Annotated in this window: 11 protein-coding genes; 5 read left to right on the top strand and 6 right to left on the bottom strand. The window is 71.4% G+C overall.

The features are described from left to right. Nucleotides 1–100: 100 nt before the first annotated feature. From ACSHV8_RS45730 to ACSHV8_RS45705, 6 genes are all read right to left on the bottom strand, one after another. On the bottom strand, nt 101–3,235 hold the full coding sequence (locus ACSHV8_RS45730; protein WP_436526708.1) for a cyclic nucleotide-binding protein: 3,135 nt from the start codon (nt 3,233–3,235) through the stop codon (nt 101–103). 213 nt (nt 3,236–3,448) lie between these two features. Next, complete coding sequence (locus ACSHV8_RS45725; protein ID WP_436526706.1) at nt 3,449–5,065, bottom strand: S1C family serine protease; 1,617 nt, start codon at nt 5,063–5,065, stop codon at nt 3,449–3,451. Between the two features lie 39 nt (nt 5,066–5,104). Continuing rightward, entirely contained in the window at nt 5,105–6,658 is a 1,554-nt protein-coding gene (locus ACSHV8_RS45720; protein WP_436526703.1) for a sensor histidine kinase, read from the bottom strand. A 10-nt stretch (nt 6,659–6,668) separates the two neighbouring features. Next, complete coding sequence (locus ACSHV8_RS45715; protein ID WP_436526701.1) at nt 6,669–7,382, bottom strand: response regulator transcription factor; 714 nt, start codon at nt 7,380–7,382, stop codon at nt 6,669–6,671. 69 nt (nt 7,383–7,451) lie between these two features. Continuing rightward, complete coding sequence (locus ACSHV8_RS45710; RefSeq protein ID WP_436526699.1) at nt 7,452–8,228, bottom strand: lysophospholipid acyltransferase family protein; 777 nt, start codon at nt 8,226–8,228, stop codon at nt 7,452–7,454. Beyond that, complete coding sequence (locus tag ACSHV8_RS45705) at nt 8,225–8,986, bottom strand: GNAT family N-acetyltransferase (protein WP_436526697.1); 762 nt, start codon at nt 8,984–8,986, stop codon at nt 8,225–8,227. Before ACSHV8_RS45705 ends, ACSHV8_RS45710 begins: the two co-directional genes overlap by 4 nt. Nucleotides 8,987–9,142: 156 nt before the next feature. On the opposite strand from ACSHV8_RS45705, the gene ACSHV8_RS45700 reads away from it, so the two are divergent. The 5 genes from ACSHV8_RS45700 (at nt 9,143) to ACSHV8_RS45680 (ending at nt 17,135) form a co-directional block, all read left to right on the top strand. Then, nucleotides 9,143–9,721 (top strand): hypothetical protein, encoded by a 579-nt coding sequence (locus tag ACSHV8_RS45700; protein ID WP_436526695.1) that lies wholly within the window; start codon nt 9,143–9,145, stop codon nt 9,719–9,721. A gap of 183 nt (nt 9,722–9,904) precedes the next feature. Continuing rightward, nucleotides 9,905–13,603, top strand: coding sequence for a multifunctional oxoglutarate decarboxylase/oxoglutarate dehydrogenase thiamine pyrophosphate-binding subunit/dihydrolipoyllysine-residue succinyltransferase subunit (locus ACSHV8_RS45695; RefSeq protein WP_436537256.1), 3,699 nt, complete (start codon nt 9,905–9,907; stop codon nt 13,601–13,603). Between the two features lie 59 nt (nt 13,604–13,662). Beyond that, the gene (locus ACSHV8_RS45690) at nt 13,663–13,839 is read left to right on the top strand and encodes a DUF6104 family protein (protein WP_203746356.1); all 177 of its coding nucleotides are present in this window, start codon (nt 13,663–13,665) and stop codon (nt 13,837–13,839) included. Nucleotides 13,840–13,950: 111 nt separating this feature from the next. Continuing rightward, nucleotides 13,951–16,023, top strand: coding sequence for a phosphate acetyltransferase (gene pta / locus ACSHV8_RS45685; protein WP_436526693.1), 2,073 nt, complete (start codon nt 13,951–13,953; stop codon nt 16,021–16,023). Next, on the top strand, nt 16,020–17,135 hold the full coding sequence (locus ACSHV8_RS45680; protein WP_436526691.1) for an acetate/propionate family kinase: 1,116 nt from the start codon (nt 16,020–16,022) through the stop codon (nt 17,133–17,135). Before pta ends, ACSHV8_RS45680 begins: the two co-directional genes overlap by 4 nt. Nucleotides 17,136–17,157 lie beyond the last annotated feature (22 nt).

The raw sequence follows: 17,157 nt of genomic DNA, 5'->3' as shown, positions 1-17,157 counted from the left end.
CCGAAGCGCGCGTGCTCGGCGCACACGCCACGTCCGCAGAAGCGGCAGGCAGCGCGGGCCGCCTCGTCGCAGAACCAGCACAGCATCTGATCCCCCCGTTTCAGTCCCCCGCGGTCTCCCCGGCCGACGACGGCGGCGCGCTCGACGGTGTCGAGGTCTCGGTCGACGGTGTCGTCGACGGGCTGGTCGTCGTCCCACCCGTCGGGGTGGGCGACTTGCTGGTCGGCTTCACGGACGGCTTGACCGAGGTCGGCCGGGTGGTCGGCACCGTGGTCAGCGTCGGCGTCGGGGTGCTGCTGGTGCTGCTCTCCGACGGCTCGGCCGAGACCGACGGGCTGGCGCTGCTGGAGCTCGCCCCCACGCTCGGCGACTCGCTGACCGCGGGCGCGGCCGACTCCGTCGGGAACGACTCCTCGGACGGCTGGCCGCCCTCGGTCGTCGCCGGCTGGGTCACCTTCACGCCGTCCCCACAGGTCAGCTCGCCGCCGGTCGGCTTGGCGGCAACGCCGCCGGCGGTCACCGTGCCGTTGGCCACCGAGAGCGCCGACAGGTCGACCGAGAACCACGCCTTGCCGGTGTTCACCACGTCGTCCGGCCCGCGGGTGACGGTCAGGCCGAGCGGACCGTAGGCCCCGCTCGTGCCGGTCGTGTCGGCCAGCACCGGCCCCTTGGTCAGGGTCACCTTGCCGCGAGGGGCCGACTCCCGGCCGCTCGCCACCGAGACGGTGTCCAGCGTCAGACTGGCGCCCGGGCAGACCAGCAGCAGGCCGCCACCGGGGAAGGTGAGCCAGGCCCGGCCCTTCTTCGGCACCGTGACCTGCGCGCCGGCGGCCAGGTAGCGCCGGGCGTCGGTGGCCAGCGTGCTCTTCGCCCCGCCGGCCGTCACGGTGGCGGTGCCCTGGTCGACGGTGAGCAGCGCCTTCCCGCCCGGCATCTCGGCCCAGGCCGGGCCGGCGCTCAGGTCCAGCGCGAGACCGCCGAACACCCCGACCAGCAGCAGGCTGACGAACGCCCACATCCGCTTCTCGAAGTGGCGGTCGACGTCGAACTCCTCGTCGTTGTCCGGCGGGCCCGGCGGCACCGCCAGCGGCGGGTGCCCGGCGCCCGGACGCACCGACAGCGGGCTGCTGGGCCGCAGGCCGGGCATCGCCGCGCCGGGACGGCCCAGGTGGCCGATCAGCGGCGGCAGGTCGGACGCGTCCGGGATGACCCAGAGCCGGACCGGGGTCCGGGTCTGCGCCACCATGCCCGGCGTGCCGTCCCCGACCGGGCCGACGAGCGTGCCGCGGCGCAGCTCGACGCCGTCCGGCATGGCGATCACACCGGACTCGACCACGACCGCGTGCGTCGGGCCGTGCAGCATCACCGGAGCGCCCGGCTCCAGGTCGACCGGGTGGGCGGCGGCGATCAGCGCGAGCTGCTGATCCTCCTCCAGCCCGGCCAGCGCCGGGGTGTCGGCGAAGAGCGCCTCGGCCTCGGCCCGTTCGGTCGGGGGCGGGCCGGGCAGCGGGCCGACCACGGTGGCCACCGTAGAGGCGGGCACGGTCAGCAGGGCCGCACCGGCCGCGGCGTGCCAGTCCAGCGCGGCGCTGCGGCCGGTGAGCACGGCGGCCAGGCCGACCACGGCACCCGGGCCGGCGTGGTGCCGGATGCTGCCGCCCGGGTCACCCGGGCGGCGGCCGTGCAGGGCGCCCTCGACGACCACGTAGACGAAGTCCTGCGGCTCGCCGGCCAGCACGAGCGAACGGCCCAGCCGCGGGTGCTCCCAGGTGGCCCGGGCGGCCAGCGACTGCAGCGCCGGCTCGGGCAGGCCGCCCAGGTCGGACGCGTACAGCGCGGCCATCCGGTGCGGCATGTCGGTCTCCTGGTCGCGGTGCGCGGCCCGGCGACGCCACCGGCGCCAGCCACTGCCGATGCGGCCGAGCAGGAAGTAGAGCGGCGGGGCGATCAGGCCGAGGACCATGACGGCGAGCAGGAGGCGGGAGGTCAGGCCCTCGTACCAGAGGCCGAGGACCAGGCCGGACACCCGGTCGGTCCACAACCGATAGCCCAGTGTGACGGCGGCGGCCAGCCAGAAGAGGGCGAGCAGGCCGTACAGGCCGATCAGGCGGCCCTCCCGGTCCAGGGCCGACCAGCGCGGGCCGCTGCGACGCAGGCGGCCGCCGAGCCAGGCCAGACCGCGGGCCCGCAGGTCCGGGATCTCCAGCCAGTCCATCAGCAGGTACTGCCCGTCCAGCGGCAGCAGCGGGCTGAGGTTGAAGAACGTGTGCAGGTAGAACAGGAACGCCAGCTTGAAGGCGAGCCCGCCGATCGACGGCACGGCCAGGCCGATCAGCTGGAACAGGCCGGCCAGGGCCAGACCGGTGGCCGGGCCGGCCGCGGTGACCGCGATCCGGGCTCGCCGGCCCGCCATCCAGACGTCACTGGTGTCGACGAAGACCGTGGGCAGCCCGAAGTGCAGCATCAGCCCGGCCGCGGGCACCTCGCGACCCACCCGTTTCGCGGCGAGCGCATGACCGAACTCGTGCAGGCCCAGCGCCACCATGTTGAGCAGCAGCAGGGACACGGCGCCGAACAGGTACGAATTACCGGCCAGGAACAGCGCATGACCGCCGCGCTGCCAGCTGAACACGAACAGCACCGCACCGGCCAGCGCCAGCAGGGTGCCGAGCCAGACCGCGGGCCGGGTGAACAGCAGCTTGCCGACACTGTTGTAGATGCCGGTGACCAGGCCGTCGACCGGGACCGAGAGCGCCCGGCGGCCACGGATGGCGGCGGCCAGCTTCGGCATCGGCTCGCGCTGCATCTCGCGCAGCGGGCGGAACGCGTCGCCCGGCAGGTCCTCCAGCATGCGGTTGCCGGCCAGGTCGGCGACGACCCGGCGGACCTGGTCGGGGGCGAGACGGCCGGCGATCCGGGCGAACTCGGCGACCAGGCGGGCCACCGTGCAGGTGCCGTCCATCATCAGGGCCAGCTGGTACTCCTCCGGGCTGAGCCGGAGGTAACAGCTGCGGCCACCGTCCTCGGGTGAGCGGAGCATCACGTACCGCCCGCCGCGGACGGTGGCACGGTGCCGGACCTCGATGCCGCCGCGCAGCTCCGGACGGGCCCGGGCCGGGTCGAGCCGGTCGGCGACGGCGTGCCAGAGGCCGGAGTCGGCCACGCCGGAATCGGCGCCCGAGGCTCGGCCGGCCAAAGCTTCCCAGACGCTGGTCCGGGTCTCGACGTACGTCAACTCGCTGGGCCTCTCACTCCGCCGCCGAAGGCGGTGGGAGATACCGCCGGTGGCGGTAGGAGATTAGAAGGTCCCCTCACCAAACGCGAGCCCCCGGCAGAGAAATTGCCCGTTCGTCGTGAAGGTCCTGAATAGCGGCATAGATAGGAATACGGCGGGTGACGTGCCCACCCCTGGTCACGTCACCCGCCGCAGCGAAAGGAGCTGATGTCTTTACTGGGACTCCTGCAGGGTCACCGACACCTGCTTCTCCGCCCCGTTCCGGGTGAAGGTGATGGTCATCTTCTGCCCGACCGTGCCGGCCTGGACCGCGGCCACCAGATCGTCGGACTCGCTGATGTCCTTGCCGTCGACCTTGGTGATCACGTCGCCCTGCTGGATCCCGGCCTTGCCCGCGGCGCTGCTCGCCGTCACCTGGCTGACCAGGGCACCACCGTTCTCCGCGGTGGTGACGCTGACACCGAGGGCCGGGTGGCTGACCTTCTTGCCGGACATCAGGGCCTCGGCGACGGTCTTGGCCTTGGCGCTCGGGATCGCGAAGCCCAGGCCGATGTTGCCGGAGCTGGAACCCGAGGTGGCGATCGCCGAGTTGATGCCGATCACCTCACCGTTCACGTTGACCAGCGCGCCACCCGAGTTGCCGGGGTTGATCGGGGCGTCGGTCTGCAGCAGGCCGGTCATCGTGGTGCTGGTCGACGACTGCTGCTGTTGCTGCTGGGACTGGCCGAACGGGTCCGACCCCTGGCCCTGCTGCTCGTCCTCGCTGCTGGACTCGATCGTGCGGTCCTTGGCGCTGATGATGCCGGCGGTGACCGAGCCCTCCAGGCCGAGCGGGCTGCCGAGCGCGAGCACGGTGTCGCCGACCTGCATCTGCGAGCTGTCGCCGAACGTGGCCGCCTTGAGACCGGAGACCCCGGTCGCCTTGACCACGGCCAGGTCGGTCCGCGGGTCGGTGCCGACGATCGTGGCGGTGGTCTTCTTGCCGTCCGCGAAGATGATGTTCACCGTGTCGCCGGTGGCGGTCGCGACCACGTGGTTGTTGGTCACGATGTAGCCGTCGGCGCTGAGGATCACGCCCGAGCCCTCACCGGTCTGCGTGGTGATCGAGACGACGCTGTCCTGCACGGCGGCGGCGATCTGGGCCAGCGACGAACGGTCCACGACCCGGCTGACCGCGGTGTTGCCGGACTTGACCGAGGCGGTGGTGTTGTCGTCGTGGAACGCCAGCGCGGTCGCGGCACCGACCCCGCCGGACAGCAGCGCGATCAGCACGGCGGCGGCGCCGGCCAGGATGAGCTTGCGCCCACGGCCGTTGCGCGGGGGCTCGTTGCCGACCGGCTGGGCCCAGACCGGGACGACCCCCTCGGGGTTGGTGGTCTGCTGCCAGCCGCCCTCGGCGGTCGGCGTGGTGGTGGCGCCGGGCTGGTGCCAGCCCGGGTGGTAACCGGGCTGCTGACCGTAGTGCTGGCCGTAGCCGGCCGGCGGCCCGTACTGCGGATAGCCGGACACCGGGGTCGCGGAGACCGGAGCCTGCGGCTGCTGCCAGGGTGACTGGGGCGCCTGCGGAGGCTGCGGCGGCTGCGGGGCGGCCGGCGGCTGGTGCGGGGCGTGCTGGGCCCAGGGGTTCTGCGGCGGCTGCGGCGCGGCCACCGGGGGCTGCGTGGGCTGCGTGGGCTGAACCGGCTGGGTGGGCTGCGTGGTGGGGGCCGCGGACTGGTGGGCGGCGGCCGGCGGCTGGACCGCAGTCGGCTGCTCAGACTCGACCCGCTCCGCGCTGGTGTTCTCAGCGACGGCGTCCGCGGGCCGCGGGTTGGTCTCGTTCTCGTTCATGTTCCTTACTCTGCCCCGTGCGACTCGTACCGAACTGTGCTAGTCCTGGATGTTTTCTGTGAACCCTTTATCCACATTCAGGGTCGGCAGGGTGACTCGGAACGTGGCGCCCTCACCGGGCTCGCTGAGCACGTCCACGGACCCGTTGTGGGACCGCACGATCGCCGCCACGATGGCCAGCCCCAGACCGGTCCCGGTCGCCTCCCGATCGGTGTTCCTGGTGCGTGCGACGTCGGCGCGGTAGAAGCGCTCGAAAACGCGCGCCTTCTGCTCCTGGCCGAGCCCCGGACCGGTGTCCGACACCTCGACCACGGCCTGATTCTCCCCGCCGGCATGTAGCCGCAGCGTCACCGTGGCGTCCACCGGAGTGTGAACGAGCGCGTTCGTCATCAAGTTACCGATCACCTGGCGAAGACGGGCGTCATCCCCGTACGCCACCAGGCGTTCCTGGTCGTCGTGGATGTCCAGCTCGATCACGCGATCCGGCGCGGTCGCCCGCGCGGCCTGCACCGCGTCCATGGCCAGCACCGGCAGTTCCACCGGGGTCAGGTTCAGCGGGCGCTCCCGGTCCAGGCGGGCCAGGAGCAGCAGGTCCTCGACGAGCAGGCCCATCCGGGCGGCCTCGTCCTCGATGCGGCGCACGAGCCGGGCCACCGCGTCCCGGTCGGACACCGCACCCTGGCGGTAGAGCTCGGCGAAGCCGCGGATGGTGGTCAGCGGCGTCCGCAACTCGTGGGAGGCGTCGGCGACGAACTGCCGCATCTTCTCCTCGGAGCGGACCGCCCGGCCCTCGGACAGCTGGGCCGACTCGGCGGCCTCCTTGGCCTGCTGCTCGGAGGCGGCCCGGGCGTGGAAGGCCATCTCGATCTGGGCCAGCATCGAGTTCAGCGCGGTGGAGAGGCGGCCCAGCTCGGTGGTCGGCTCGCCGCCGTCCACCTCCGGGTCGGGGACGCGCTGGCTGTAGTCGCCGGCGGCGATGCGGCCGGCGGTGCGCTCGATCTGCAGCAGCGGGATCAGGCTCTGCCGGACCAGGGCGGCCCCGACGATGGCCAGGGCCAGCAGGACGCCGACGCCGACCAGCACGTCCACCCAGATCAGCCGGGCGATGACCGCGTCGACGCCGGTCATCCGCTGGGCGACGTGGATCACGCTGCCGCGGTCGTCCCGCTCGACCAGCACGCGCCACATGTACTTCCCGTTCTGCGAACGGGTCGTATACGGCTTGTCGGTCACCGCGTCGACCTGGTTCACGCCCTTGACCAGCACCGGCAGGTCGTCCAGGCTCATGTTCCGGCCGGCCACGATCGGGCCGGTGCCGCTCACCGACTTGTAGGCGATCATCCAGTCGATCGGCATGTAGACCTGGAAGTCGGCGTTGGCCAGCGTCTCCAGGTCCTCCGAGACCGTCTTCAGCTGAGCGTCCAACCGGCTGATCATGTACGTGTGCAGCGCGATCGTGCTCGCCGAGCTGATCAGGGTCAGCGCCGCGAACACCAGCACCAGGACCGAGGCGACAAGCTTGGTCCGGAGGGAGACTTTGCGCAGGCTGGCCTGCGGCGGGAGCGAAACGCGAACCCGCTCGGTGATGGTCATGGGAGGCGACCTAGACGGCTGGTTTGCGCAGCACGTAGCCCACGCCGCGAAGGGTGTGGATCAGGCGCGGCTGCACGTTGTCCACCTTGCGCCGCAGGTACGAGATGTACGACTCGACGATGTTGTCGTCCCCACGGAAGTCGTACTTCCAGACGTGGTCGAGGATCTGCGCCTTGGACAGCACCCGGTTCGCGTTGAGCATCAGGTAGCGCAGCAGTTTGAACTCGGTCGGCGACAACTGCACCCGGCTGCCCGCCCGATAGACCTCATGGGTCTCCTCGTCGAGCTCCAGATCGGCGAAGACCAGCCGGGACGGCTGTTCCTCGCCGGCCGAGGTGCGGCGCAGGACCGCGCGGATCCGGGCGGTGAGCTCCTCCAGGCTGAACGGCTTGGTGACGTAGTCGTCGCCACCCAGCGTGAGCCCGCGGATCTTGTCGTCGGTGCCGTCGCGGGCGGTCAGGAAGACCACCGGGGTGCGCTGGCCACCCTCGCGCATCAGCCGGATGACCTCGAAGCCGTCGAGGTCGGGGAGCATGACGTCGAGCACGACCAGATCGGGCGCCGCACTGCGGGCCGCGCTGACCGCGGCGCTGCCGCTGGTCGCGGTGGTGACGTCGAACCCGGCGAAGCGGAGGCTGGCGGAGAGGAGCTCGAGGATGTTCGCGTCGTCCTCGACGACGAGCAACTTCGCCTCACTCGGCTTGGGCTGGGTCTGAGCGGCCATGCGGCCATTCTTTCCCCGCCCGCTGCGCCCCTGCTGCAGACTTCCTGAAAATTATCTGTGAGGGGGATTTCAAGCGGCCAGCCGGTACCCGTGCCCGCCCGTGCTGCGCTGCGCCGCACGAGCCAGCGCCTTGCGATCGGCGCCCGGCATCGGCCGCAGGGCCGGCGCGGTGATCACCGTGATCGTCAGCCGCCGCACCCGGGCCACCCGCAGCAGCGAGTCCACCAGGGTGTCCTCACCGATGAAGGCGGTCTCGGTGGTGTCGTAGATGATCGAGGTGGGCACCACCGGGGCACCCGCGTCGATCGCCGCCTGGAACAGCGCCGGACGGAACCGCCCGTGCTCGGTGCCGCAGAACGTCGTGCCCTCCGGGAACGCCGCCACCGACCGGCCGGACCGCAACGCCGCGGCCACCTCGGCCACCGTCGCCGGCAGCTCCCGCGGCCGGGTCCGGTCGATGAAGATCGTGCCGCTGCGACCGGCCGTGGAGCCGATCCCGGGCCAGGCCCGGACGTCGTGCTTGGCCACCAGGCTGACCGGCGCGACCGCGATCAGCACCAGGATGTCCAGCCAGGAGATGTGGTTGGCGACCAGCAGGCTGCCCGGGCGCGGCACCGGTCCCCGCTGGACCAGCCGCACGCCGAGGGCGGCCAACAGGCCACGGGCCATCGCCCGGACCGCGGCGCCGCGCAGCAGCGCCACCGCGGCCGAGCCGATCAGCATGACCAGGGCCATCCCGGTCAGCCGCAGACCGGCCGTCCAGGCCGAGGCGCGCGGGCCGTCGCCCGGGCGGCAGCGGTCACCGCAGGCCGAGGCCGGCTGCCAGAGCGTGCCCGTCGTGGTCATTGCTCGGCCCCCAGGAAGTGGCGGCGGTACCGCGGGTCGAGACGGTCCAGCGAGAACAGCACGTAGAAGTCGACGCAGTCGAAGGCCGGGTCGAAGGCGGGCTCACCGCAGATCCAGCTGCCGACCCGCAGGTAGCCCTTGAGCAGCGACGGGACGGCGACCTTGGGGTCGGCGACCAGGCCGGCCGGGGGCGTCCACGGGTTGCGCGGGCGGACCCGCAGCGCCGGCGGGGCCAGGTGCTTGCTGTTGATCCGCTCCCGGACACCGGCCGCGGTGATCCCGCCGTCGGCCAGCGGGACCGAGGCGCAGCCGCCGAGCCAGCGCAGGTTGTTCAGGTGCAGGTAGCGGGCGATGCCGCTCCACATCAGATTCATCACGGCACCGGTCCGGTGGTCCGGGTGCACGCAGGAGCGGCCGATCTCCACCAGCTGGTCGCGCAGCGGGCGCAGGGCGCTCAGGTCGAACTCGTCGTCGGCGTACCGGCGGCCGGCGCGTTCCGCGGCCCTCGGCGGGAGCATCCGGTACGTGCCGACCACTTCGCCGGTGGAGTCGTCGCGCACGATGAGGTGGTCACAGAACTCGTCGAACTCGTCGACGTCGTGGCCTTCGACCGCGGTCGTGAGGGTTGCCCCGAGCTCGCCGGCGAAGACATCGTGACGCAGCCGCTGGGCGGCCTTCACCTGAGCCGCGTCGTCCGCGATGAGAAGCGTGTAGCCGCTGGTCCCGGTGGGTGCGGCGGCTGTCATCAGAACTGCCATGTGATCTGTGTAAGGGTGACAACTGCCGATGGAATGTCGCGTCAGGTGGCAATGCGTGTCCGGTTGATGAACGGCTTGTGCGATCGTCGGAGGATGCGAATCCCCGCCCGGTTCAACGGGCCTCCCGGCAGCGGAAACGGCGGTTGGTGCGCCGGTGTGTTGGCCACTTCGGCCGGCCTCTCCCAGGTGACCTTGCGGCTGCCTCCGCCACTGGAGACAGACATCAAGATCAAGGACGATTCGGCGTACGCCGGTGACCGGCTGATCGCCACACTCGACACGGGCGACCCCGGGCCGGGCGTCGATCCGGTCCCGTGGGACACCGCGGTCGCCGCCTCCCGGGGCTACCCCGGCTTCGCCGTGCACCCGTTCCCCACCTGTTTCGTCTGCGGCCCGGAGCGCGCCGAGGGCGACGGGCTGCGGATCTTCCCGGGCCGGCTGCCGGACGGGCGTACGGCCGCGCCCTGGTCGGTTCCGGACGAGGTGAGCGTCCCGCTGATGTGGGCGGCGCTGGACTGCCCGGGTGGGTGGGCGGCGATCCGGGAGGACAGCGCCTACGTCCTGGGGCGGATCGCGGTCGCCGTCGACGAACTGCCCGAGCCGGGCGCCCGCTGCGTGGTGACCGGCGCGGTCGTGGAACTGGCGGGCCGGAAGGCGCTCGTCGACTCCGCGGTGCACGGGCCGGACGGGCGGCGGCTGGCGGTCGCGCGGGCCACCTGGATCCGGACGACCTGAGATCCGCATCACGCGCGATCAAAGTCTGCAAGCCCTGCTTCGTCACAGAGCGGACGTCCGGGCGGACTGCGCTCGCGCACGGCGTAGCCTTGTACCGGATCCTAGCCCGTCGCGCGTGACGAGTCGGGCCAGGCCGGTTGATGTCACGTGATGACAAACACGGTGAAAGAGGCGAACGCGGCAGTGTCGACGCAGCAGACTTCGCAGGACAACCCACTCGCGGACTTCGGTCCCAACGAGTGGATCGTCGACGAGATGTATCAGCGATACCTGGCCGATCCGACCAGCGTCGACCCTGCGTGGCACGATTTCTTCGCGGACTACAAGCCGGCGATGGCCACGGGCTCGATCGTGACGCCCGACGAGGCGACCGCGGCCAACGCGACCAAGTCGGCCGCCAAGGCCGGCACGGACGCGCCCGCGGCGAAGACCGTGGCCGAGCCCAAGCCGGTGACCCCACCCGCCCCGGCGGCCAAGCCGGAGCCGGCCAAGGCCGCCCCCAAGCCCGCGGCCCAGCCCGCGCCGGCCGGGGCGAAGACCACGGTCCTGCGCGGCGTCGCCGGCAAGATCGTGCAGAACATGGAAGCCTCGCTGCAGGTTCCGACGGCCACCTCGGTGCGTGCGGTCCCGGCGAAGCTGATGGTCGACAACCGCATCGTGATCAACAACCACCTCTCCCGCGGGCGGGGTGGCAAGGTCAGCTTCACCCACCTGATCGGCTGGGCGCTGATCCGGGCGGTCGTCGCCCACCCGGAGATGAACTACAGCTACGCCGAGATCAACGGCAAGCCCAACCTGGTCGAGCCCGAGCACATCAACCTCGGCATCGCGATCGACCTGGCCAAGAAGGACGGATCCCGCACCCTGGTGGTGCCGTCCATCAAGGGCTGCGAGCAGATGGACTTCCGGCAGTTCTGGCAGGCGTATGAGGACGTCGTCCGTCGTGCCCGCCGCAACGAGCTGACCATGGACGACTACTCCGGCACGACGATCTCGCTGACCAACCCGGGCGGCATCGGCACCGTTCACTCGATCCCGCGCCTGATGGGCGGCCAGTCGGCCATCATCGGCGTCGGCGCGATGGAGTACCCGGCGCCCTACGCCGGCATGAGCGACGAGACTCTGACCGAGCACGGCGTCTCCAAGGTCACCACGCTGACCAGCACGTATGACCACCGGGTGATCCAGGGCGCGCAGTCCGGCGAGTTCCTCAAGGTGATGCACGAGCTGCTGCTCGGCGGGCACGACTTCTACGACCAGATCTTCACCTCGCTGCGGATCCCGTACGAGCCGGTCCGCTGGGTGCGTGACGTCGCCCGCACCTCCGAGGGCCAGATCGACAAGGCCGCGCGGGTGATCGAGCTGATCCACGCGTACCGGGTGCGCGGTCACCTGATGGCCGACACCGACCCGCTCGAGTTCACCATCCGCAAGCACCCCGACCTGGATGTGCTGCAGCACGGCCTGACCCTGTGGGACCTGGACCGCACCTTCCCGGTCGGCGGCTTCGCCGGCAAGGAGAAGATGAAGCTGCGCGACGTGCTCGGCGTCCTGCGGGACAGCTACTGCCGCCGCATCGGTATCGAGTACATGCACATCCAGGACCCGGAGGAGCGCCGCTGGGTCCAGGAGCGCATCGAGGTCAAGTACGCGAAGCCCGACACCGACGAGCAGAAGCAGATCCTGCTCCAGCTCAACCGGGCCGAGGCGTTCGAGACGTTCCTGCAGACGAAGTACGTCGGTCAGAAGCGGTTCTCGCTCGAGGGCGGCGAGTCGCTGATCCCGCTGCTGGCAGCCGTGCTGCAGCTGTCCGCCGAGTCGGGGCTGGACGAGATGGTGATGGGCATGGCCCACCGCGGCCGGCTGAACGTTCTCACCAACATCGTCGGGAAGCCGTACGAGAAGCTCTTCAATGAATTCGAAGGGTGGATGGACCCGAAGTCGGCGCACGGCTCGGGCGACGTGAAGTACCACCTGGGGCAGACCGGCAAGTACACGACGCCGGACGGTCAGCACTCCACCACCGTCAGCGTGGTCGCCAACCCGTCGCACCTGGAGGCCGTCGACCCGGTCCTGGAGGGCATCGTCCGCGCCAAGCAGGACCGCCTCGACCTGGGCCTGCACGGCTACACGGTGCTGCCGGTGCTGGTGCACGGCGACGCCGCGTTCGCCGGCCAGGGCGTGGTCGCCGAGACGCTGAACCTCTCCCAGCTGCGCGGTTACCGCACCGGTGGCACGGTCCACGTGGTCGTGAACAACCAGGTCGGCTTCACCACGGCGCCGGAGTACAGCCGCTCGTCGATGTACTCGACCGACGTCGCCCGCATGGTCGAGGCCCCGATCTTCCACGTCAACGGGGACGACCCGGAGGCCGTGGTGCGGGTCGCCAAGCTCGCGTTCGAGTACCGGCAGACGTTCAACAAGGACGTCGTGATCGACATGATCTGCTACCGCCGCCGCGGTCACAACGAGGGCGACGACCCGTCGATGACCAACCCGCGGATGTACCAGATCATCGACACCAAGCGCAGCGTGCGGAAGCTCTACACCGAGGAGCTGATCGGCCGCGGCGACATCACCGTGCAGGACGCGGAGGAGCAGCTGCGCGACTACCAGTCCCGCCTCGAGGAGGTCTTCAAGGCCACCCGGGACGCGGCCGGCAGCCCGCCCAAGCCGCACATCATCGCCGAGGAGCCGGAGCCCGAGGTCCGCTCGGCGATCCGGGCCGACGACGTCCGGGCGATCGGGCAGGCGCACATCGAGCTGCCCGAGGGCTTCACCGCCCACAAGCGGGTCCAGCAGCTGCTCGACCGCCGCGCCAAGATGTCCACCGACGGCGGCATCGACTGGGGCTTCGGTGAGCTGATCGCGTTCGGTTCGCTGCTCGCGCAGGGCGTCACCGTCCGGCTCGCCGGTCAGGACTCGCGGCGGGGCACGTTCACCTCGCGGCACGCCTCGATCGTCGACTCGAAGACCGGTAAGGACTTCCTGCCACTGGCCGGCCTGGCCACCGGCACGGCCCGGTTCTTCGTGCACGACTCGCTGCTCAGTGAGTACGCGGCGATGGGCTTCGAGTACGGGTACTCGGTCGAGAACCCGGACGCGCTGGTCCTCTGGGAGGCCCAGTTCGGTGACTTCGTCAACGGCGCCCAGTCGATCGTCGACGAGTTCCTCTCGTCCGGCGAGGTGAAGTGGGGTCAGAAGTCCTCGCTGGTGCTGCTGCTCCCGCACGGCCAGGAGGGCCAGGGCCCGGACCACTCGTCCGGCCGCCCGGAGCGCTTCCTGCAGCTGTGCGCGCAGGACAACATGCGGGTGGCCAACACCACCACCCCGGCGAACTACTTCCACCTGCTGCGCCGCCAGGCCCTGTCCAGCAAGCGCAAGCCGCTGGTGGTCTTCTCGCCGAAGTCGCTGCTGCGCCACAAGCTCGCGGTGTCGTCGGTCGCCGACTTCACCACCGGCGGGTTCCAGCCGGTCCTCGGTGACGCCGGGGTCAACGGCCAGGCGCTGGACGCGGCCAAGGTGAAGCGTGTTCTGCTCTGCTCGGGCAAGGTCTACTACGACCTGTTCCAGGCGCGGGCCGACCGGGGCATCACCGACACCGCGATCATCCGGATGGAGCAGATCTACCCGCTGCCGGTCGAGGAGCTCAAGGCCGTCCTGGCGCAGTACCCGAACGCCGAGGACTTCGCCTGGGTCCAGGAGGAGCCGGCCAACCAGGGCGCCTGGTCGTTCGTGGCGCTCAACCTGCTGGAGCACCTGGAGGGCGTGCGCCTGCGGCGGATCTCCCGCCCGGCCGCGGCCGCTCCGGCGGTCGGTTCGGCCAAGATGCACGAGGCCGAGCAGCAGGCGCTGATCGAGGCGTCGCTGCCCCGCCCGTGACGATCTGAACTGATGGGGGCGCTCCGCTTCGGCGGGGCGCCCCCTTTTACGATTCGGGCATGTACTTCACCGATCGGGGCATCGAGGAGCTGGCTCAGCGGCGCGGCGAGGAGACCGTGACGCTCGAATGGCTCGCCGAACAGCTGCGCACCTTCGTCGACATGAACCCGGAGTTCGAGACCCCGATCGAGCGTTTCGCCACGTGGCTTGCGCGCGACGACGAGGACGACGAATAACCCCAAGATCCCGATTTGGTACGGCGTGAGCACCCGCCCGTGGGCCGGGAGTTGTCCACAGGCGGGACCTTCGGCCCGGCGGCGTTCATTCCCGGCCGGTAGGTTGAAGGCGTGGCGCGCAGTGTCTATGTAGCGGGTTTGGGCCCGGGTGTCGGTAAGGGCACGGTCGCCCTGGGGATCGTCGAGCTGCTGTCCCGGCAGGTCGCCGGTGTCTCGGTGTTCCGGCCGCTGGTGTCCGCGGCCGATCGTGATCCGCTGTTGGCGACCCTCCGGGAGCGTTATCGCGGCCCGGTGCCCCTGGCCGAGTCGTTCGGGGTCACCATGGCCGAGGCGTCGGCCCTGATCGCCGACGGCCGGCGGGAGGAGCTGGTCGGCCGGATCGTCGAGCGTTATCGCGCGGTCGAGCGGCAGAGCACCTCCGTCGTGATCATCGGCAGTGACTTCGCCGATCCCGGCGCCGAGGCCCGTGACGAGCTCCCCCGCGAGCTGGCCTTCAACGCCCGGCTGGCCACCGAGTTCGGCAGCGTGGTGGTCCCGGTGGTCAGCGGCGCCGGCCGCAGCCCGGAGGCGCTTGCCGCGGCCGCCCGCAGTGCCTATCACTCACTGGTCGACCTGGGGGCGACGGTCGCCGCCGTGATCGCCAACCGGGTTCCCCCGGGCGCCCCGGCGGTTCCGCCGCCCGGCCTGCCGGTCCCCTTCTGGGCGATCCCCGAGGTCGCCGTGATCGCGGCGCCCACGGTCGGCGAGGTCGCCGGCGCGCTGGACGCGACCGTGCTCTCCGGCGCCCCGGCCGCGCTCGACCGCGACGTGCTGGACTACGTGGTCGGCGCGGCCCACGTCCCCACCGTGCTGGAGCACCTGACCGACGGCGCGCTGCTGATCACCCCGGGTGACCGGGCCGACCTGCTGGTCGCCGCGAGCGCCGCCCACGCGGCCGGCACGGTCACCCTGGCCGGGCTGGTCCTCACCCTCGGCGAGCCGCCCGACCCGCGCGTCGTCCAGGTCATCGAGCGGCTCAACACCGGGCTCGCGATGCTGGTCACCAAGGGCGACAGCTTCCACACCATCGCCCTCTCGGACCGCGTGCAGGCCCGGTTGAGCACCCCGCGCAAGGTCCAGGCCGCGCTCGGCGTCTTCGAGGCGAACGTGGACACCGCCGAGCTCTCCAAGGTCCTCGACGTGGCCCGGTCGGCCCGGGTCACCCCGCTCATGTTCGAGAACGATCTGATCGACCGCGCCCGGGCCGACCGCCGTCACCTGGTCCTGCCCGAGGGCACCGAGGAGCGGATCCTGCGGGCCGCCGAGACCCTGCTCCGGCGCGGCGTGGCCGACCTGACCCTGCTCGGCGACCCCGCCGAGATCAACCGGCGGGCCCGTGAGCTGGGCGTCGAGATCGGCGACGCCCGCCTGATCGACCCGGCCACCAGCCCCTGGCGGGACGACTTCGCCGCGCGGTATGCGGAGATTCGCAAGGGCCGCGCGGTCACCCTCGACCTGGCCTACGACGTGGTCCGCGACGTCAACTACTTCGGCACGATGATGGTCGCCTCGGGTTATGCCGACGGCATGGTCTCCGGTTCGGTGCACACCACGGCGGCCACCATCCGGCCCGCCTTCGAGATCATCAAAACCGTGCCCGGGGTGTCGGTCGCCTCCAGCGTGTTCTTCATGCTGCTGGCCGACCGGGTGCTGGTCTACGGCGACTGCGCGGTCAACCCCGACCCGGACGCCGCCCAACTGGCCGACATCGCGCTCTCCTCGGCCCGGACGGCGGCCGCGTTCGGCATCGAGCCGCGCGTCGCGATGCTCTCCTACTCGACCGGCAAGTCCGGCACCGGCGCCGACGTGGAGAAAGTCGCGGCAGCCACCGCTCTGGTCCGCGAACGCCGCCCCGACCTGCCCGTCGAGGGCCCGATTCAGTACGACGCGGCCATCGACCCGGCCGTCGCCGCGACCAAACTGCCCGACAGCGCGGTCGCCGGCCAGGCCACGGTGTTCGTCTTCCCGGACCTGAACACCGGGAACAACACGTACAAGGCGGTCCAGCGCTCGGCCAACGCGGTCGCGGTCGGCCCGGTCATGCAGGGCCTGCGCCGCCCGGTGAACGATCTGTCCCGCGGCGCGACGGTCAAGGACATCATCAACACCGTGGCGATCACGGCGATCCAGGCGGGGGCGAAATGACCCGGGTGCTCGTGCTCAACTGCGGCTCCTCCTCGGTGCGCTACAAGCTCTTCGACGGCGACGAGGTGCGGGCCAAGGGCCACATCGAGAAGATCGGCGAGGCCGGCGGCGAGGCGGCCGATCACGACGCGGCGCTGCAGGGCCTGATGGACCGGCTCGACCTGAGCGACCTGGCCGCGGTCGGGCACCGGGTCGTGCACGGCGGCGAACGGTTCACCTCGGCCACCGTGATCACCGACGACGTGGTGAGCGCGGTCGAGGAGCTGATCCCGCTGGCCCCGCTGCACAACCCGGGAGCGCTCACCGGCATCCGGGTCGCCCGGAAACTGCTGCCGGACGTGCCGCAGGTGGCCGTCTTCGACACGGCATTCCACTCGACGATCCCGCCCGAAGGGGTGCTCTGGGCGGTCGACCGTGACCTTTCGCGCCGCTGGGGGCTGCGGAGGTATGGATTCCACGGGACGTCCCACTCGTACGTCTCCCGCGAGACCGCCCGCGTCCTCGGCCGCCCGCCCGCCGGGACCAACGTGATCACCCTGCACCTGGGCAACGGCGCCAGCGCGGCCGCCGTCCGCGGCGGGCGATGTGAGGCCACCTCGATGGGCATGACCCCGCTCAGCGGCCTGGTGATGGGCACCCGATCGGGCGACATCGACCCGAGCCTGATCTTCCACCTGCATCGGGAAGCGGGACTGGCCCTCGACCTGATCGAGGACTCGCTGACCCGCCACGGCGGCCTGGCCGGCCTGGCCGGGGCCAACGACATGCGCGAAGTCCTCGAACGCCGCGCCTCCGGCGACACCGACGCGGCGCTGGCCTTCGACGTCTACATCCGGCGGCTGAAGGAGTACGTCGGCTCGTACCTGGCCGTCCTCGGCCGCGTCGATGCCATCACGTTCACGGCCGGCGTCGGCGAGAACGCGCCGGCCGTCCGCGCGGCCGCCCTGGCCGGGCTCGAACCCCTCGGCATCGCGGTCGACCCGGTCCGCAACCGGGAGAACGCGCTGGTCATCTCCCCGGACGGCGCCCGGGTGGCGGTGTGCGTGATTCCCACCGAGGAGGAGCTGGAGATCGCCCACGAGTCGCGGCGCGCTCTCTCCCTGGCTCCGTAGCCACCCCGCGTCCGCCCGCCCA

It is taken from the genome of Actinoplanes sp. HUAS TT8 (genome assembly GCF_051380535.1).
Lineage (GTDB): Bacteria > Actinomycetota > Actinomycetes > Mycobacteriales > Micromonosporaceae > Actinoplanes.
This window is presented reverse-complemented; position numbering and strand designations above follow the sequence as displayed.

Excerpts from the sequence above, each read along its gene's own strand:
- ACSHV8_RS45725 (WP_436526706.1), bottom strand. The coding sequence starts at position 5,065 with ATGAACGAGAACGAGACCAACCCGCGGCCCGCGGACGCCGTCGCTGAG.
- ACSHV8_RS45710 (WP_436526699.1), bottom strand. The coding sequence starts at position 8,228 with ATGACCACGACGGGCACGCTCTGGCAGCCGGCCTCGGCCTGCGGTGAC.
- ACSHV8_RS45720 (WP_436526703.1), bottom strand. The coding sequence starts at position 6,658 with ATGACCATCACCGAGCGGGTTCGCGTTTCGCTCCCGCCGCAGGCCAGC.
- ACSHV8_RS45680 (WP_436526691.1), top strand. The coding sequence starts at position 16,020 with ATGACCCGGGTGCTCGTGCTCAACTGCGGCTCCTCCTCGGTGCGCTAC.
- ACSHV8_RS45690 (WP_203746356.1), top strand. The coding sequence starts at position 13,663 with ATGTACTTCACCGATCGGGGCATCGAGGAGCTGGCTCAGCGGCGCGGC.
- ACSHV8_RS45715 (WP_436526701.1), bottom strand. The coding sequence starts at position 7,382 with ATGGCCGCTCAGACCCAGCCCAAGCCGAGTGAGGCGAAGTTGCTCGTC.
- ACSHV8_RS45705 (WP_436526697.1), bottom strand. The coding sequence starts at position 8,986 with ATGGCAGTTCTGATGACAGCCGCCGCACCCACCGGGACCAGCGGCTAC.